Here is an 18,877-nt window from a genome sequence, read left to right as displayed (position 1 = left end):
GCCTATTCTGGCACCGCCCCGGCCGGGTTGTCGATAGCCGCGACGCCCGGTCGCACGGACGGCATGGTCGACATGCTTGGCACTGCGGGCATGTCCGTGCGCAACTCCAGCCGATAACCCACGCCGTAGATCGAGCGCACGATCTCCTCGTCTGGCCGGATCGCCTGCAACTTGCGACGTAGATTCTTGATATGGCTGTCCACCGTGCGGTCGGCGACCACGCGGTGATCGTCGTACATCCGGTCGAGCAGATGCGCGCGCGGGAACGTCTTGTCGGGATGACTGGCGAGCGTGGCGAGCAGTCTCAGCTCGACCGGCGTGAGCGGCAGTTCGTGTCCGTCGAGTTTCGCGTGATGACGCACCGCGTCAATGACGAGCGCTGGTGTTGGTGGCGCGGTGGGCGTCGGCATTGCGACACCAGCGCTGGCCATCGCACCGCCGCGCACGCGCCGCAGGATCGCCTTGACGCGCGCGACGACTTCACGCGGACTGAACGGCTTGCAGATGTAGTCGTCGGCACCGAGTTCGAGTCCGAGCAGACGGTCGGTTTCCGCCGCACGCGCAGTCAGCATCACGATAGGCACTTCGGAAATCTCGCGCACGGCGCGGCAGACTTCGAGGCCATCCATCCCCGGCAGCATCAGATCGAGCAACACCAGTCGCGGCTGCGTCACGCGTACGGCTGGCAGCACGTCGCGTCCGTCCGTCAGGATGCGACACGGCATGCCCGCCACACGCAGATATTCGGCGAGCAGCGCGGCGAGTTTCGGCTCGTCTTCGACGATCAGAATCGGTGCGGCGTCCGAGAGCGCCATGGCGGCGGGCGTCGAGACGATGGCCGAGTGCGCTGGCGGCGTGGGCGTGAGGGAGGAAAGGCTTGAAGTGCTCTGCAGGGATGTCGACGAGTGCGTGTGCATAAAGGGCGGGCTCAACTCAGGGTCGTCAGGGCTTGGGTGCCAAAACAGCTGGCGGCCGCGCTCAGGGCGCAGGCCGTCGATGTCGAAGCGCCGTTCGTGGCCGGGTTATGACGCGGCAGCGTGATTGCCAGCGCGAGACCGCCCAGCGGCGAGTGTCGCGCGGCGATCTGACCGCCGTGCGCTTCGACAATATGTTTGCAAAGCGCGAGTCCGAGGCCCGCGCCGCCGCTGCGTCGGCTGCGCGACGCTTCCACCCGGAACAAACGTTCGAACAGGCGGGGCAGTGCGTCGTCCGGCACGCCGGGCGCGGAGTCTTCGATCTCCAGACGCAATTGTGTCTCGGTCGCCGACAGATAGACACGCACTGCGCCGCCACCGTCGGTATAGCGCAACGAATTCTCAAACAGGTTGCCGATGAGCTGCGTCAGACGGTGCAGGTCGCCGTCGACCGTGAGCGTGTCGTCCGGGAGGTGCACGTTCAGCGCGATGCCCTTGGCTTCGAACCAGTCGCCGAAGGCGGCGACCGATGTCGCGACGCGCTCGGTCATGTCCACCGGCGCGAATTCGTAGGTCAGCGCGCCCACGTCGGAAAGCGACAGTTCGTACAGGTCGTCGATCAGCTTGGAGAGTAGCGAGATCTCGATACGCAGCGAGGCGAGCGCGTCCTGCGTGAGCGGGCGCACCCCGTCTTCCATCGCTTCGATTTCGCCACGCAGGATCGACAGCGGCGTGCGCAGTTCATGGGAGATGTCGGCGAGCAGATTGCGGCGCAGGCGGTCGTTCTGGGCCAGCGTGTCCGCCAGACGGTTCAGGTCGACGGCGAGCCGCGCGAGTTCGTCCGCCCCGGCGGTGGGCGCACGCGCGCTGTAGTCGCCCATCGCCATGCGGTGCGTGGCTTCGAGCAGCGGCGTGACGGGCACAAGCAGACGCTGGGCGAGCCGCAGCGCGACTGCGCCGAGCAGGGCGATGCCGAGAATCGCCAGATACATCAGATTGTCGCCGCGCAACCAGCTGTGTCCGTCCATAGCGGCACGCACGACGGCCGTCGTGGCCGCCATGGTGACCAGACCCGTCGCGAAGATCGCGAGGAACAGCTTGCGGGTGATGCCTGAATTCATGCGCTTGGGTGTTCGGACGAAGTTAGCGGCTGAAATTAGCTGCTGCGTTGTTGACGACCGGGCAAGCGAGTGCGGCCCTCCCGTGGTCGGCGCGCCATTCTCTCAGCTTCGGGACGCCGCGCGTCATGCCTCCACAAATTTTCCTCTATTTGTGCGCAGTGGCTGCACGCGCGGTTCTTACTATCCATCACGAAGCTGGCCGCCGTGCTGTCTTCGTCTGGCGGGGGCCGTGCCGCCTGCCAACCGTCCACCACTTTCGAAAGACATCCGGATACGGCATCCGGGACCGGCGCGGGGGCGCCTCACCATGTCGAAACTGTCGATGCTACCGAGCGCGGCAACGCGCGTTCTGACCCGTACGCTGGCCTGGCTGGCGGTGCTCGCGAGCGCAAGTGTCGCGCTCAGCGGTTGTGTGGGCCCGCAGGTCACGGCAACGCCGATGGCGGTCATGCCGATGCCGCGCGTCGCCAATGTCCAGACCGGCGGTTCCATCTACCAGTCCACCACGGCGACGAACTGGTTCGAAACGCCGGTCGCGCACCGCATCGGCGACCTGCTGACGATTGCCGTCTCGGAAAACTCCACGGGCACCAGCAAATCGCAGAGCGATACGTCGCGCAACGCCAGTATGACGGCCAAGAGCGCCAAGGCGGATGGGGCCGATTCGGTGCTGGAGCGCTGGTTCAACATCGGCCAGCAGGCGAGCAGCTTCAAGGGCAATGGCACGAATACGTCGAGTTCTGCGATGACCGGGACGATTGCCGTGGCGATTGTGGAAGTGCTGCCCAATGGCGCTTACGTGGTCGGCGGGGAAAAGCAGGTCATGCAGGGCCGCAACATGGAGACGTTCCGCTTCACCGGCGTGGTCAACAAGTTCGACATCTCGCCCGCTAACGTGGTGGCGTCGAGCAAGGTTGGGCAGGCCAAGGTCGCGCGCGTGGACGACGGTCAGGTCGCCGACGGCAGCAACGGTGGCTGGTTGCAGACGATTCTCCTCGGCGTTTCACCGTTCTGATGAAGCGCCTCGCGATGGTGCTGGCGCTGGCGGCGACGGCCAGCGCGACGCTTAGCGGTTGCCTTTTCACCACGCCTGCGCCGATCCTCGCGGCGCAGGTGGCGGCGAGCGTCGTGTCGACGGGGGTGGTGCTCTCGGATCAGTTGCCTTCGGTTTCGCCGCCGACGCAGCAGGCAGCCCCCGAGCTGCTCTCGCGCAACATGTGCATCGAACTGGCCCCGGACGGCATTTCCGATTTGCTGCCTGCGATACAGGGGCGTTTGCGAGCCTACGGGATCATCAGCACGATCTACAGCCCGGGCACCTGGCCGACGGGTTGCGTCGTGCTGAACTACACGGTGCGCCGCGCGTGGCGTAATTCCTTGTGGGGCAGCTCACCGAGCGAGTACCTCGCCTACGCGACGCTGACCCTGAGTCAGGACGGCTCGGTCATCAATACGGTGTACTTCGACGGACGGTCGTCGACCGTGGAATCGTGGTCGGCGTCGAATTCACGGATGGCGCAACTTGTGGACCGGCTGGTGGTGTTTTAAGTCGAGCGGGGACGCGGGTAGATCGAGGGCGTCTAATGGCGGGAGGCAAACGGCAGATTGGTGCGCCCGACTGGAATCGAACCAGTGGCCCTCGGCTTCGGAGGCCGATACTCTATCCCCTGAGCTACGGGCGCTGTGCTGACCACCGGTAGGAATGCGCGAGCGCGCGACCGGCGAGCAAAGAGATAGAAGCATAGCGGTTTTGCCGCGTGGCGTCCATGCCCCATGCATTCTCTCGCCTCACAATGCGGCGATTCTCTGCAGGATGCCCGTCCCGCGCGGATTTGACGTGTGTGCAAGGCGTCTGCACTTTGCGCACGAACTACGCGGAACACCGCTTTTGCTTTCGCGTAAGTTAGGGAAAATACGGGACTTTTGCGGCGTCTGCGCACTGCCTTGGCACGTCATCGGCCGAGGGTTTGTTGCTACAATGGTTCGTTATTTTGACTGGATGGTGTCCGCCGCCGATGCGAACTATCCAGTGTGATGCACTCGGTTTCCACAAAAACTATTGAGAGATCCCGCATGAGTGAAGCACATAACGAGCACGAGTCCCTGATTAAAACACCCAAGCAGCTCATCGCCGCAGTCATCGCCGGTTTTCTCGTCCCGATCGTCATCATCGTCTTGCTGGTCAATTACGTGGGCAACAACGCCCTGACCGGTGCCGGTAGTTCCGCCATGACCGAAAAAGCCATTGCCGAGCGCATCGCGCCCGTGGCACACGTCGAGGTCAAAGACGCCAACGCACCGCGCGTCTATCAAACCGGCGAACAACTCTATAAGGCGGTTTGTGCGGCTTGCCACGCCTCCGGTGTAGCAGGCGCGCCGAAAGTCGGCTCCTCCGAAGACTGGGCCCCGCGCATCAAGCCCGGTTATGACGACATGCTCAAAATCGCGTTGGCTGGCAAAGGTGGCATGCCTGCGCGTGGGGGCACCAACCCGGACGACGTGACGGATTACGAAATCGGCCGTGCCATCGTCTATATGGCGAACGCCTCGGGCGGCAAGTTGCAGGAGCCTGCTGAACCGGCGGCACCCGCCTCGGGAGCCGCCGCATCGGGCGCTGCGGCACCGGCAGCCGCATCGGGCGCCGACGCTGGTTCGGCGGCAGCGGCCGCCGCCGCGATGGCGTCGCTCAAGACAGCCGCCCCGGCCGCCGCTAGCGCAGGGGGCAGCGTCGACGCTGGCAAGAAGCTCTACGACACCGTGTGTATGGCTTGCCACGCGGCCGGTGTGGCAGGTGCGCCGAAGTTCGGCGACAAGGCCGCATGGGCACCGCGTATCGCGACCGGCATCGAGACGCTGCACAACGCGGCGCTCAAGGGCCTGAACGCCATGCCGCCGAAGGGCGGGGCAGCCAACGCGTCGGACGACGACGTCAAGGCCGCCGTCGACTATATGGTGAGCGCGGCGAAGTAAGCGCTTCGCATCTGCCCGCATCGCAACGAAAAATCCCCGCTTCGGCGGGGATTTTTGTTTCTGCGTTCGCGCGAGACCGGCGCTTCAGACGCCGTCGCGTCACACACGCACAATCATCTGCGGATCGAAGGCCGGATTTTCGACGCGCCCCTCGAAGCAGTACCCGCGCGGATTACACAACACGCGCGTGTGCCCAACGCGATAGTCGAACGAGTCGTGCGTATGGCCGTGAATCCACAGCGCGGCGTCGGATTGTTCGATAAGCGAGGTCAGGTCCGAAATGAACGCCGGATTGACGAGAGAGCCCGCGAAGCGCGGGTGAATGCTCTGCGGCGTCGGCGCATGATGCGTGACCGCCACCGTTGGCCCATCGTGGGGCGCGGCGAAGGCGCGCGCGAGCCAGGCCACGTTCTCGCGACACAGCGCGGCACAGTCGTCTGGCGAAAAGAAGGGCAGATCGGACCACGGCGCGGCCGGATCGCCAACGCGAATACGTGTGAAGTCGCGCACGAATTTTTGCGACTCTTCGACGGCTGCGTCGTGCTTGCCCTCGGCGTCGTAAAGCGCGAAGTCCGTCCACAACGTCGTGCCGACGAAGCGCACACCACCGATGACGACTGCACCGCGTTCGAGCAGATGCACGTTGGTACCCGCCGTCAGACGTCGCAATTCGGCCAGCGTACCGGCGAGCGTCGCGCCATAAAACTCGTGATTACCGGGAACGTAGATGACGGGGCGCGGCAATTGCGTCGCCCATTCAATGGCTTGCGCCGGGCGGCTGATGTCGCCCGCCAGGATCGTGACGTCGGCATCGACATCGGGGATGGCCAACGGCGCCACGGACAAATGCAGGTCGGACAGAATATGCAGTCTCACGCACCACGCTCCAAAAAACTGGGGATCGGCGCCGCACACGCGCGACCGCGGTGCCCGTCAAACGTTGGCATGCCTGACAAAGCGCCTGACGAAGATGCGGAGGGTGTGGGCATTGGATCGAAATCGACGCAACTTGCGTAACGTTTCGCCCGTTTTTTACCGACTATCACCCGGCCCGCGTCGATGGTCAAGATGTCTTTGTCTTCGAAAGGATGCGCTCCTATAGTGAAACTTCACCTGACGAGAGGAGGCGAGCCTATGCGAAAACTGATGGTTGCAGTCCTGCTTTGTTTGACCGGTCTGGCGGGTGTGGTCGTGGCAACGAGCCCGGCTGCCGCATGTGACCAAACGTCTTCAGGTAGTGGCAAGTAGCGGTAAGCATCGCTTTTCCGGCGTGCCTGCCGCCGCCGACAGCCTCGGTAAGGACGTCGTCGTATGTCGCCGTAATTCGCCGTCCGGCCCGCAGTATGGCCGTGTCCTAGTCCAGCCCCCGTTCGCGGGGGCTATTCGTTTGTGGAACGCGTGAAGGGCTGCGCGACGCTTAAGCGTTAAGCACCCGAGGCGGACGGCGTCTTGTTCGCGCCGCCAGCGAGCATCGCCTTGAGGCTGGCGAGTCGGTCCTTGGGCGACATGGGCGCATCTTCAGGCGGCGGGGGCGGCGCTTCGTCCAGTTGCATCTCCGGCACAAAACGCGAGACTTCGCAGGTGTACGTCTCACGGGCGCGCTTGCGCTTCTTGCACCACGACAGTTGCAGCGTGCGCTGCGCGCGCGTGATGCCGACGTACATCAACCGGCGCTCCTCTTCGATTTTCTCGGCGGTCACTTCCTCGTCTTCGCGAGTGTGCGGCAGGATGCCTTCTTCCACGCCGACGAGAAACACGTGCGGATACTCAAGCCCCTTCGACGCGTGCAGCGTCGACAGACGCACGGCGTCAGGATCGTCGCCATCGCGCCCTTCGAGCATCGACATCAGCGCGATGGTCTGCGTGAGTTCCATGAGGCTCTTGGCGTCGTCGTCCTGATCTTCAAGCGAATCGAGACCTTCGGCAGTCGCCGACGTCTCGCTGCGCGTGCCCTTGCGCTTCATCCATTCGAGGAATTCGAGCACGGTGGTCCAGCGCGATTGCGCCTGACGCTCGTCGAACGTGTCGTAGAGATACGCCTCGTAGTGGATGCCTTCCATGAGGTCGTCGATGACCTCGTTGGCCGGATCGCGTGCGGCCCGCGCAGCGATGCGCTGAATGAAATCGCAGAACGCACGCAACGGGTCGAGCTGACGCGGTTGCAAGCGCGCTTCGACCGCACCCATATAGACCGCTTCGAACAGCGACACCTTCGCCTGACCCGCAAAGCTGCCCAGCGCTTCGAGTGTGGTGCTGCCCACGCCCCGGCGCGGTGTCGTCACGGCGCGGATGAACGCGGGATCGTCGTCGGGATTCGCGAGCAGTCGTAGATACGCGCAGAGATCCTTGATTTCAGCCTTATCGAAAAACGACTGTCCGCCCGAAAGCACGTACGGAATGCGCTCACGACGCAGCACCTGTTCGAAGATGCGCGCCTGATGGTTGCCGCGATAGAGGATGGCGTAGTCGCGAAACTCTGCGCGTCGCTCGAACTTGTGCGCGGACAGACGGAAGACGACCGACTCGGCTTCATGCTCCTCATCGTTCATCGCGGTGACGGTGATGGGATCGCCCAGACCGTGTTCACTCCAGAGCTTCTTCTCGAAGATTTTCGGATTTTTCGCGATGACGTTATTCGCCGCCGTCAGGATGCGCGACGTCGAGCGGTAATTCTGTTCGAGCTTGATGACCTTGAGCGTCGGAAAGTCGACTTGCAACTGCTTGAGGTTCTCCAGCGTCGCGCCGCGCCAGCCGTAGATCGCCTGATCGTCGTCGCCCACGGCGGTGAACGCCGCGCGCGGCCCAGCGAGCAACTTGAGCAGCAGGTACTGACAGGTGTTGGTGTCCTGATACTCGTCGATGAGCAGATAGCGCAGCTTGTTCTGCCAGCGCTCGCGCACTTCCTCGTCGCGCTCGAAGAGTTCGGCGGGCAGGCGGATCAGATCGTCGAAGTCGACCGCTTGATACGCCTGCAACGTCGCCATGTAATTACGGTAGACGACGGCTGCCTGATGTTCGTCGGCTGTCTCGGCGGCGGCGAGCGCCACCTCCGGTGTGACGAGACCGTTCTTCCACAGGGAGATAGCGGTTTGCACGCCGCGAATCATCGCCTTGTCGGTCGTGCCGAGCTGTTCCTGAATCAGGCCGAAGCAGTCGTCGGCGTCGAGAATCGAGAACTGCGGTTTCAGGCCGACGTTTTCCGCTTCGCGTCGCAGGATCTGCACGCCCAGCGAGTGAAACGTACAGATGGTGAGCTGATTGACCGGCACCTTGCGCCCGACCTTGCCCGGCGTGGTGAGCGTCTTGCCTTCGAGCTGCTTCGCCACTCGCTCGCGCATTTCGGCGGCCGCCTTGTTCGTGAAGGTCACGGCGGCGATGTGCTTTGGCTCGAACCCCTTGGCTTCGATAAGCCATGCGATCTTCTGCGTGATCACGCGCGTCTTGCCGCTGCCTGCGCCGGCCAGCACGAGGCATGGACCGTCGAAATAATGCGTGGCTTCGTTCTGGGCAGGATTGAGCGGAAAGGACGACATGGTGTGAAGCGATGGGGACGAAGATTGAAAGCGCTGGCCGCGTGCGGCATGCCTGATAGCGGTTTCGAGATTCGGTCGAAACGTTGCTCAAAACGGGCATGCGCCGGGTGGTGGGCAAGTCTATCACGCAGGATGCACACCGCCGTGACACCCGGGGGATAGTCCCTAACGACGTGCGCGTGATGGCTCGCGCGCAGGGCCGACTGTGGGGCCGACGCGACGCGCGGCCGCAAGCAGAAGGTGTCGCGCTGGCGTCTACGCCGACCGGGTGCCTATAATAAAAAACGTTGCCATCGTGGTGAGGTCGCCGTGCAATGTCCAACCTGTGGGACGAACAATGCGACGCGTGCACTGCACTGTGTGAAGTGCGGCGCAACACTCGCGGATGCCGAACCGGGATTCCGGGATGATGGGCTGAGCGCTGCCGACGTCGGCATGGCCGCTGTGGTCGGCGCGGGTGCCGTGGGCGCCTTGGGTGCGATGCCCGAGATGAGCGTGCCCGGTGTTCCGTCCTCCGGTGCGCCTGTCGAAACTGTGCCTGCGTCGTCCGATACCTCATCTCATCCCCGGAAGCCCACGCGTCGTGAGCGCCGTGCGCGTGGCGAAGAGCCCGGTTGGCTCAACAGTGCGCTCGTCATCGGCACGGCGGTATTCGCCGCCATTGCGTTGCTCGGCATCTGGTGGAATTTGCGCGCGCCGTATATCGATCCGGTGCCGAAACCGCCCGGCGGACTCGCCATCACCCCGTTCAACTCCGGAAATAGTCTGCCGCAGGCTTCAAGCTCGGCGGCAGGCGCGTCGGGCGCCGCCGCGAGCGAGGCATATGCTGCACTGGCTCGCGCTCAGGCGCTGGCGGCGGTGGACGCCGCGGCGTCGGGTGCGGCTGCCGAAATCGCTGCGACCACCAACGCCGGGGGAACGGCACCCTTGAGCGCGTCGGCGGCGACGGCGGCGCTCACGGCCGCTGCGACATCGCCATTGCCGCCGGCCGCATCGTCGAACGCGACGCAGGACCCCATGATGCAATTGCTCAGCCGACGAGATGCAGGGACCGCGAACACAACCGCGGCACGACCGGCGGTCAGTACAGACCTGCCTGCCCATTTCGACAACGACGACATCGGCGCGATTGCCGCCGCGCAGCAGGCGCAAGGTCAGCCGGAGGCGGCTTCCGCTGCAGTGGCGTCGGCACCGACAGCGCAAACGGCAGCGGCGACGATTGCCGCAGCGCTCGCGCAATGCGACCGCTATCGCTGGTTCGAAGTGATTCCGAAGCAGCGCTGCATCTGGGCGGTCTGTAACGGACGATGGGGACGGGACGGATGTCCGGCGGGTACGAATCCGGGCGAATCGCGCTAAGTCGACACTGAATCGGCATTGAGATTGCGCCCGAATTGCACTGCGCGTCGAGCCGTTTTTGGCCCAAATTGACAGCCTCCGGCTTTCCCCGTAAAGTGCGCGGGCGTGGTCGGGAGAGCGCGCCGGGAAGCACATGCCGGCGCCGCCGAAGGGGTAATACCCACAAACTCTCAGGCATCAAGGACCGGCCGCGCCGAAGGCATCGCCTTCGATCTCTGGAGAGCGGTTGCGGCGTGCACGGCACGCGGGCAACCCACCGAAGGGGCCGGTCATCAAATGAACCGGGCAATCTCTCAGGTACCAAGGACAGAGGGGTCATCTCGCCAACTGGCATTGCGCCGGGCTAGTGCACAGGCACGCGCTCCGCGCGACAAGTGCCGGTCGTCGAGATGACCCCTTTTTGCATTTTCGGACGGCGAAATCGGCGCATGACACACGCGCCAGACGTCGTCCGGAATTCATGAACCTTGGAGCCTTACGGACAGACGCCCCGATGACCGAACTCAAACGTACTCCGCTCAACGAGACGCACCGCGCAGCCGGTGCCCGCATGGTCGATTTCGGCGGCTGGGACATGCCGGTGAACTACGGTTCCCAAATCGAAGAGCACAACGCCGTGCGTACCGACGCAGGCATGTTCGACGTCTCGCATATGTGCGTGGTCGACCTGCACGGCCCGAGCTGCCGCGAATTCCTGCGCTTCGCCGTCGCCAACAACGTCGACAAACTCCAATCCCCGGGTAAGGCGCTCTACACCTGCATGCTCAACCCGAGCGGCGGCGTGATCGACGACCTCATCATCTATTACATCGCCGAAGACTGGTTCCGCATCGTCGTGAACGCCGGTACGGCCGACAAGGACCTCGCGTGGATCGGTCAGCTCAACGCCCACGGCGATTACAGCCTGACGATCACCCCGCGCCGCGATCTGTCGATTGTGGCCGTGCAGGGCCCGAACGCCCGCGCCAAGGTGTGGCAGGCCGTGCCGGGCAGCCAGGTCGTCAGCGAAACCCTCAAGCCGTTCAACGCCGCGTTCGCCAAAGACACCGCTTTCGGTGAGCTGATGATCGCGCGCACGGGCTACACGGGTGAAGACGGCTTCGAAGTCGTCGTGAACTCGGATCACGTGGCGGCGCTGTGGAAGGCGCTGGTCGCCGCGGGTGTGCGTCCGGCCGGTCTCGGCGCGCGCGACACGCTGCGTCTCGAAGCGGGCATGAACCTCTACGGTCAGGATATGGACGACGACGTGTCGCCGCTCGACGCCGGTCTGGGCTGGACCGTCGAGAAGGAAAGCGACCGTACGTTCGTCGGTAAGGATTCGCTGATCTCGCGCGGCCAGACGTGGCGCTTCGCCGGTCTTGTGCTCGACGGCAAGGGTGGCGTGCTGCGCGCCCACCAGGTCGTGGTGACGGACGCGGGCGACGGTGAAATCACCAGCGGCACGTTCAGCCCGAGCCTCCAGCAATCGATTGCTTTTGCCCGCCTGCCGAAGGGCGTGCCGGACGGTGCCATCGTCCATGTGCAAATTCGTGACAAGCAATTGCCCGCACGTGTGGTCAAATTACCGTTCGTGCGTCACGGCAAGGCCGTGGTGGCCTGAGCAGGACCCCACTACGGCACGGCGACACGAAGTACCGAAAACCGAATACCCCAAACACTGAATCCCGGAGCGTCAACATGGCGAACATCCCCGATAACCTGAAGTACACCGAATCCGACGAATGGGCGCGTCTCGAAGCCGATGGCACCGTGACGGTCGGCATTACCGACTTCGCACAGGAATCCCTGGGCGACATCGTGTTCGTCGAGCTGCCGGATGTCGGCCGCACGGTGGCCGCTGACGAAGCGTCGACCGTGATCGAATCGGTCAAGGCGGCTGCGGACGTCCACTCGCCGGTCAGCGGCGAGATCCTCGAAGTGAACGAAGAAGTGCCGGGCTCGCCCGACCTGATCAACGGCGACGCCTACGGCAACTGGCTGTTCCGCGTGAAGCCGTCGAACGTGGCCGAGCTGGACAAGCTGCTCGACGCCGGCGCTTACGCGAAGAAGATCGGCGCGTAATCCGCGACCGGTCTGACCTGAGTCTGGTCTGAGGACGGCGCTGTGCGGCTTCGGCTCGCGCAGTGCTGTTCGCAAACCGTCTCTGCGTCGACGTGAATTACGCAATACCTCCTACGCCGTCACTTGCCGTGATCGAACGAGAGATTTGACCCATGAATGCTTTGACCGACCTGCACGCCGCACGCCGCTCGCTTGCCGAGCTTGAGCAGCGCGACAACTTCTCCGCGCGCCACATCGGCCCGGATACTCCCGAACAACAGGCCATGCTCTCCGAGCTTGGCTACGCCTCGCGCGCCGCCCTGATCGACGCCGTCGTGCCCGACTCGATCCGCCGCGACAGCGCGCGCTTCGCCACGTCGCTCGGCCAGTTCGCCGCACCGCAGACCGAAGCGCAGGCGCTGGCGCAACTGCGCGCGCTGGCCGATCAGAATCAGGTCTTCAAGTCGTTCATCGGTCAGGGCTACTTCAACACGCTCACGCCGGGCGTGATTCTGCGCAACGTGCTCGAGAACCCCGCCTGGTACACGGCCTACACGCCGTACCAGCCGGAAATCTCGCAGGGCCGCCTCGAAGCATTGCTCAACTACCAGCAGATGATCATCGACATGACGGGTCTGGCGATTGCCAACGCGTCGATGCTCGACGAGGCGACTGCTGCCGCTGAGGCAATGACGCTGGTCAAGCGCACGGGCAAGTCGAAGTCGAACACGTTCTTTGTGGCCGACGACGTGCTGCCGCAAACCATCGAAGTCGTGCAGACGCGCGCCAAACCGCTGGGCATCGAAGTGCAGGTCGGCCCGGTGGCCGCTGCCACGGAAGTCGATGCGTTCGGCGTGCTGGTGCAATACCCGGGCGTGGGCGGCGATGTGCGCGACTACCGCGCACTGGCCGACGCGATCCACGCCAAGGGCGGCATGCTGGTCGCAGCGGCCGACCTGCTCTCGCTCACGCTGCTCACGCCGCCGGGCGAGTGGGGTGCCGACGTCGCCGTAGGTAACAGCCAGCGTTTCGGCGTGCCGATGGGCTTCGGTGGCCCGCACGCCGCCTATCTGGCCACGCGCGACGAACTCAAGCGCTCGATGCCGGGCCGTCTGGTCGGCGTGTCGGTCGATTCGCAGGGCAAGCCTGCCCTGCGTCTGGCGCTGCAAACGCGCGAGCAGCACATCCGTCGCGAGAAGGCGACGTCGAACATCTGCACCGCACAGGCGCTGCTCGCCATCATGGCCAGCATGTACGCCGCGTATCACGGCCCGCAGGGCCTGCGTGTGATCGCTGAGCGCGTGCACCGTCTGACGGCCACGCTGGCCGCCGGTCTCGCAACGCTGGGCGCGACCCCGCGTAACGCGACGTTCTTCGACACGCTGACGGTGCCCGTCGCCGGTCGTGCGGATACTGTCCATACCGTTGCAGCGGCCCGTCGCTTCAACCTGCGTCGCGAAGACGCCGACACCGTGGGCATCTCGCTCGACGAGACCAGCACGCGCGCCGATGTGGTCGCGCTGTGGGAAGTCGTGGCCGAGGGGCTGGGCAAGAGCGCAGTGTCGCTGGACTTCGACGCCATCGAAGCCACCGTCGCCAACGGTTTCCCGGCGTCGCTCTCGCGTCAGAGCGCGTACCTCACGCACCCGGTGTTCAACCGGTATCACTCCGAGCACGAAATGCTGCGTTATCTGCGCAGCCTGTCGGACAAGGATCTCGCGCTCGATCGCACGATGATCCCGCTGGGCTCGTGCACGATGAAGCTCAACGCGACGTCGGAAATGTTGCCGGTGACGTGGCCGGAGTTCGGTCAGATCCACCCGTTCGCACCGACCGAGCAGACCGTCGGCTATCGCACGATGATCGACCAGCTGGAGCAGATGCTCGTCGCCGCGACCGGTTACGCAGCTGTCTCGCTGCAACCGAATGCCGGTTCGCAAGGCGAGTACGCCGGTTTGCTGATCATTCAGGCGTATCACGCGTCGCGCGGTGAAGCGCATCGCGACATCTGCCTGATTCCTGCGTCGGCCCACGGCACGAACCCGGCGTCGGCGCAGATGGCCGGTATGCAGGTCGTGGTCGTCGCATGCGATGCGAACGGCAACGTCGATCTGGCCGACCTGCAAGCGAAGGCCGAGCAGCATCGCGACCGTCTGGCCGCGATCATGATGACGTACCCGTCCACGCACGGCGTGTTCGAAGCGGGTGCGCGTCAGATTTGCGAAATCGTGCACGCGAACGGCGGTCAGGTGTATGTCGACGGCGCGAACATGAACGCGATGGTCGGCCTGTGCGCACCGGGCGAGTTCGGCGGCGACGTGTCGCACCTGAACCTGCACAAGACGTTCTGCATTCCGCACGGCGGTGGCGGCCCGGGCGTCGGTCCGGTGGCGGTGGGCGCGCATCTGGCGCAGTTCCTGCCGAACCAGCGCTCGACGGGCTACTCGCGCGATGCCGATGGCATCGGTGCGGTGTCGGCGGCGCCCTACGGTTCGGCATCGATTCTGCCGATCTCGTGGATGTACGTTGCCATGATGGGCGCACAAGGCCTGACGGCCGCGACCGAGACGGCCATCCTCAACGCCAACTACCTCGCCAGGAAGCTCGCGCCGCACTATCCGGTGCTGTACACGGGCCCGGGCGGTCTGGTGGCGCACGAGTGCATTCTGGATCTGCGTCCCCTCAAGGACACCAGCGGCATTAGCGTCGACGACGTGGCCAAGCGCCTGATGGATTTCGGTTTCCACGCCCCGACGATGAGCTTCCCGGTGCCGGGCACGCTGATGGTCGAGCCGACCGAATCGGAATCGAAGCACGAACTGGACCGCTTCATCGAGGCGATGGTGACGATTCGCGAGGAAATTCGCGCGGTGGAAGAAGGCCGTGCCGATCGCGAAGACAACCCGCTCAAGCACGCACCGCACACGGCCGATGTCGTGACCGCCGACGAATGGACGCACGCCTACGCGCGCAGTCAGGCGGCGTACCCGGTGAAGGCCCTGCGTGAGCGCAAGTACTGGCCGCCGGTCGGACGTGCCGATAACGTCTACGGCGACCGGAACCTGTTCTGCGCCTGTGTGCCGATGAGCGACTACGAGTAAAACGTCGCGATAATTCGACAAACGGGGGCTGGCAGAAACATTGTTGGCCCCTTTTTGTCTCTATAGATGTAACGCGGATGCGCCAGACTGGCGGTATCCGTCGAGTCACAAACACGTTTCAGAACTTCAGGAAAGCCTCATGGCCGTTTCAGTTTTCGATTTGTTCAAGATCGGTATCGGACCGTCGAGTTCGCATACCGTCGGGCCAATGCGCGCGGCGCTGATGTTTGTGCAGGGTCTGGAGCGCGATGGCCTGCTGCCGCAAGTGGCGTCGGTGCGTGCCGAGTTGTACGGCTCGCTCGGTGCGACGGGCAAGGGTCACGGCACCGACAAGGGCGTGTTGCTCGGTTTCATGGGCGAAGCACCCGACACGGTCGATCCGTCGACGATTGCCGAGCGTCTGGTCGCCATGCGCAAGGAAAAGGTGCTGTCGATTCTCGGTAAGCACGAGGTGCCGTTCGTCGAGAAGGAGCACATGGTGTTCTACCGTCGCGAGGCGATGGCGGAACATCCGAACGGCATGAAATTCCATGCGTTCGACGGCTCGGGCAACCGACTGCGCGAAGGGCGTTATCTGTCGGTCGGTGGCGGTTTCGTGGTGACGGCCGGTGCGTCGAATGCGCAGGTGCTCGCTGCGCACAACCAGTTGCCGTACCCGTTCCGCACGGGCAAGGAGTTGCTGGAGATGTGCCGCACGAGCGGCAAGTCCATCGCCCAGCTGATGTGGGAAAACGAGAAGGTCTGGCATCACGGCGAGAACGCGGAAGAGGACATTCGTCGCGGCTTGCTCAACATCTGGAACGTAATGCAGTCGTGCGTGACGCGCGGATGCGGCATCGGTAACCCCGAGGCCGACGGCGAGTTGCCGGGGCCGCTGCATGTGCGACGTCGTGCGCCGGAGTTGTATCGTCAGTTGACGCAACGTGCGGAGCGCACGCTGTCCGATCCGCTGTCGGTGATGGACTGGGTGAACCTCTACGCGATTGCCGTCAACGAAGAGAACGCGGCAGGCGGTCGCGTTGTCACGGCGCCGACCAACGGGGCTGCGGGCATCATCCCGTCGGTGCTGCATTACTACGACCGCTTCGTGCACGGCGCGAACGAACAGGGCGTGATCGACTTCCTGCTCACGGCCGGGGCCATCGGCATTCTGTACAAACTCAACGCGTCGATCTCCGGCGCGGAAGTGGGCTGTCAGGGCGAAGTCGGCGTGGCGTGTTCGATGGCGGCCGGTGCGCTGGCAGCCGTGTTGGGCGGGACGGTCGAGCAAGTCGAGAACGCGGCCGAGATCGGCATGGAGCACAACCTGGGTCTGACGTGCGACCCGGTCGGCGGCCTCGTGCAGATTCCGTGCATCGAGCGCAATGCGATGGCGTCCGTGAAAGCGGTGAATGCCGCACGCATGGCACTGCGCGGCGACGGTGCGCACTACGTGTCGCTCGACTCCGTCATCAAGACGATGCGCGAAACCGGCGCCGATATGAAGACGAAGTACAAGGAAACGGCGCGTGGTGGACTGGCGGTGAATATCGTCGAGTGCTGACGCGTTCTGCGTAGGAGTATCAAAGCCGCACGGTTTTCGCCGTGCGGCTTTTTTCTTTTTGATGCCCACATTATCGGTTTCGCGAGCGTGGTTCGCGAAGTTCGGGCATTTCCCAGACCTCTTTCGGGCGCTTGCCTAGAGAATAGCGGGCTTGACGTCTTTACTGCCACGCACGATATGGCGTTGCGCGGCAGTGACGTGACTGAGAGAGAGGGCACGGACAATGCGAAAGAAGCAAACAGGCGCATTCCTGATTTCGGCCGCGATTGCGGTCGCCATCCTTGGCGTACTGATTTCGTTCTGGGGTGTGAATTACGCGCGCCAGATGCGAATCGAGCGGGCCGAACGTATCGGCGAAGCGCTCAAGATTGTCGGCGACAGAGTGCAGAGCTTCGTCGTCGAACATCATCATGAGATCGATGCGTTGTTGCGCGACGGGAAACCGGAGCTTAAGGCCGGTGGTGAGACATTCCAACGAGAGACGGATTCGCAGGGCAACGTCTACGTCGGAAAACTCACCGCCGCTAGGCTGATCAAGGCGACGAACGCGAGCGGCATCGGTGAGCGTCCACCGGGAAATGTGGGTGAGTACGTCATTCGGGTCTATCTCTCGCCTGACATCGCGGGACAAAAGCGCAACGTCGAAACGCTGACGTACATCGAGAAGCCGATTCCAAAACCTTATTCGTCTGAGCCGGACATGGATGCGGCGGCGATTGCTGCGCGCAAGATCGGCATGTTGGGTGGCGTTTCGCTGATAGATGGGGGACACGCGTTTCGATTTCTTGATGCCAATGGGCGAAGCAGTACGGTTGAGAATTTCGCGACGACGGGCGGCCTCGTGGCAATGCGCGGTGGGTACTCAACCAGTGCGATGGATGTTTATCTTCGTCGCGATGGTTCGCGCGCAATGACCGGCGATCTTCAGATGGATAAGCACGACATCGTGGGTGCAGGAAAGATCGCGGGAGACGAGCTTAAGGTGGCGAGTGCGACCGTGACCGGCCAACTGAGTCTGACCGATCCGAAGACCAATATGCGAAACAATATCGTTGGCGCGGGCAACATCGAGGGAGACGGAAAGCTGACGATGCGGGATCTTGAAGTTGCTAGCGCGGCGGTTAATGGTCCGCTGAGTGCGAACAGCATGAAGGTCACGGGCGAAATGACGGTCAGCGGCAAGCTGGACGCAAGCGACGCGGAGATCAAGACGATGAAATCCGGCGCGATTTCCGCCGATTCGGTCGCGACGGCGAAGGCCTTGAAATCAGGATCCGGCGTCGTCGTTCTGGAGAAGGAGTACCGCGTTGGCGGCGCTTGTGGCGGCGTCGGCGGCATTGATCGTTCTGCATCCAACGGCATTGCGCTGGACGCCGGTGGGCGGGTGCTTTCGTGTCAGGGAGGTTCCTGGCAACTGGCGAGTACGCCGAAGACCATCACCGAGGTACCGGATCCCATCATTCAGATCATCCGAAAAAATGAGGCGGTGTGGCTCTCCATTTTTAAGCCGGACCAGCATCAGGGGATGCACAGTGTCCGAGGCGCGTTGGCCTGTGCACACGTCGACATGCCGCGCGGTGACATGATGACTCCGGCGTTCCTTTCGAGCAGCGGCGATGCGGGCAGTCCTGAGGTTACGTTGATGGGCGACGGCACGATATCGTTTTACCGGAGCGGACGTGGGGCCTCCGTTGCGTGTTTATCGCGATCGCAACGGGTAAAAGGGGAGGTGTACTCGATCACCGGTCCCAATTCCTGGACTTACCGCACCATTGCACCGCATGAACAGTTCGCAAGCGATTCCGTCGAATTCCAGGACAAGGCCATCGCCATATTTACGCGCCGCAAACAAGAGCACATCGTGATGGGTATCTGGAAGTACGCGTGGGAAAATTGCAGCGGTCGTTATCGGGGTCGAATGAAAGGTGCGCTGGCATGCACAGTGACGGAGCGGAGCTGGTGCTATTCGACTTCCGGCGGCTCCAAAAGAGCCTCTGTGGATATCGATACCGATGGGACGCCCATCGTCGACTTCGGCAATACCTATGGCGAAGTGACCTGCGCTTTTCCGACGAAGGCCCACGCACTGGCGGCTGGTTTCTCCGTGTGCAATCACGACGGCAACAACTGTGTATCCATATGGTGACCTCGACGCCCATATGTCCGTCACATGAATGCCACATTCCCCCGTTAATCTACCCACCGATGTCTCCTTGCCTTGTCTTTGAGCCGCCCGGCGAATGCCGAGCGGCTTTTTTATTGCCCTCGCGCGGAGGGTGGTGACCTCAAAGGCGTC

Annotated in this window: 13 protein-coding genes, 1 tRNA gene and 2 riboswitches; of the genes, 9 read left to right on the top strand and 5 right to left on the bottom strand. The window is 63.5% G+C overall.

Annotated features, from left to right (window positions below; genetic code table 11):
- Positions 1–2: 2 nt before the first annotated feature.
- Positions 3–815 carry a response regulator gene (locus tag ACIQWO_RS09085; RefSeq protein WP_402823869.1) on the bottom strand — a complete coding sequence of 271 codons (813 nt, stop codon included), beginning with the start codon at positions 813–815 and terminating at the stop codon, positions 3–5.
- 113 nt (positions 816–928) lie between these two features.
- On the bottom strand, positions 929–2,035 hold the full coding sequence (locus tag ACIQWO_RS09080) for an ATP-binding protein (RefSeq protein WP_402822259.1): 1,107 nt from the start codon (positions 2,033–2,035) through the stop codon (positions 929–931).
- Between the two features lie 307 nt (positions 2,036–2,342).
- Between ACIQWO_RS09080 and ACIQWO_RS09075 the strand changes: the two genes are divergently transcribed.
- Complete coding sequence (locus ACIQWO_RS09075) at positions 2,343–3,050, top strand: flagellar basal body L-ring protein FlgH (RefSeq protein WP_402822256.1); 708 nt, start codon at positions 2,343–2,345, stop codon at positions 3,048–3,050.
- Positions 3,050–3,583 (top strand): hypothetical protein, encoded by a 534-nt coding sequence (locus ACIQWO_RS09070; protein WP_402822253.1) that lies wholly within the window; start codon positions 3,050–3,052, stop codon positions 3,581–3,583. Before ACIQWO_RS09075 ends, ACIQWO_RS09070 begins: the two co-directional genes overlap by 1 nt.
- 58 nt (positions 3,584–3,641) lie before the next feature.
- On the opposite strand, the gene ACIQWO_RS09065 is transcribed toward ACIQWO_RS09070, so the two are convergent.
- Positions 3,642–3,717 (bottom strand) — tRNA-Arg (locus tag ACIQWO_RS09065).
- Between the two features lie 391 nt (positions 3,718–4,108).
- On the opposite strand from ACIQWO_RS09065, the gene ACIQWO_RS09060 reads away from it, so the two are divergent.
- Complete coding sequence (locus ACIQWO_RS09060; protein ID WP_402822250.1) at positions 4,109–5,005, top strand: c-type cytochrome; 897 nt, start codon at positions 4,109–4,111, stop codon at positions 5,003–5,005.
- A gap of 99 nt (positions 5,006–5,104) precedes the next feature.
- Here ACIQWO_RS09060 and ACIQWO_RS09055 read toward each other — a convergent pair whose 3' ends face one another.
- Positions 5,105–5,881 (bottom strand): metallophosphoesterase, encoded by a 777-nt coding sequence (locus ACIQWO_RS09055; protein WP_402822247.1) that lies wholly within the window; start codon positions 5,879–5,881, stop codon positions 5,105–5,107.
- Between the two features lie 548 nt (positions 5,882–6,429).
- A complete protein-coding gene (locus tag ACIQWO_RS09050; protein WP_402822244.1) occupies positions 6,430–8,538 on the bottom strand; it encodes a UvrD-helicase domain-containing protein in 2,109 nt (702 codons plus the stop codon).
- 309 nt (positions 8,539–8,847) lie between these two features.
- Between ACIQWO_RS09050 and ACIQWO_RS09045 the strand changes: the two genes are divergently transcribed.
- The 6 genes from ACIQWO_RS09045 (at position 8,848) to ACIQWO_RS09020 (ending at position 18,727) form a co-directional block, all read left to right on the top strand.
- Positions 8,848–9,897, top strand: coding sequence for a hypothetical protein (locus ACIQWO_RS09045; RefSeq protein ID WP_402822241.1), 1,050 nt, complete (start codon positions 8,848–8,850; stop codon positions 9,895–9,897).
- Between the two features lie 100 nt (positions 9,898–9,997).
- Positions 9,998–10,094: riboswitch (glycine riboswitch) on the top strand.
- 8 nt (positions 10,095–10,102) lie between these two features.
- Positions 10,103–10,217, top strand: a riboswitch (glycine riboswitch).
- 173 nt (positions 10,218–10,390) lie between these two features.
- The gene (gene gcvT, locus ACIQWO_RS09040; RefSeq protein ID WP_402822238.1) at positions 10,391–11,497 is read left to right on the top strand and encodes a glycine cleavage system aminomethyltransferase GcvT; all 1,107 of its coding nucleotides are present in this window, start codon (positions 10,391–10,393) and stop codon (positions 11,495–11,497) included.
- A gap of 77 nt (positions 11,498–11,574) precedes the next feature.
- Positions 11,575–11,958: a glycine cleavage system protein GcvH gene (gcvH, locus tag ACIQWO_RS09035; RefSeq protein ID WP_039393944.1), complete on the top strand. Its 384-nt coding sequence runs from the start codon at positions 11,575–11,577 to the stop codon at positions 11,956–11,958.
- Positions 11,959–12,110: 152 nt separating this feature from the next.
- On the top strand, positions 12,111–15,038 hold the full coding sequence (gene gcvP / locus ACIQWO_RS09030; protein ID WP_402822235.1) for an aminomethyl-transferring glycine dehydrogenase: 2,928 nt from the start codon (positions 12,111–12,113) through the stop codon (positions 15,036–15,038).
- 139 nt (positions 15,039–15,177) lie between these two features.
- Positions 15,178–16,581 carry an L-serine ammonia-lyase gene (locus ACIQWO_RS09025; RefSeq protein ID WP_402822232.1) on the top strand — a complete coding sequence of 468 codons (1,404 nt, stop codon included), beginning with the start codon at positions 15,178–15,180 and terminating at the stop codon, positions 16,579–16,581.
- Positions 16,582–16,804: 223 nt separating this feature from the next.
- Entirely contained in the window at positions 16,805–18,727 is a 1,923-nt protein-coding gene (locus tag ACIQWO_RS09020; RefSeq protein WP_402822229.1) for a hypothetical protein, read from the top strand.
- Positions 18,728–18,877: the final 150 nt, after the last annotated feature.

The sequence above is a fragment of the Pandoraea sp. NPDC090278 genome (genome assembly GCF_044772185.1).
Taxonomy (GTDB): domain Bacteria; phylum Pseudomonadota; class Gammaproteobacteria; order Burkholderiales; family Burkholderiaceae; genus Pandoraea.
The sequence above is the reverse complement of the archived record's forward strand: the minus strand, read 5'-3'. Positions and strand labels throughout refer to the sequence as shown.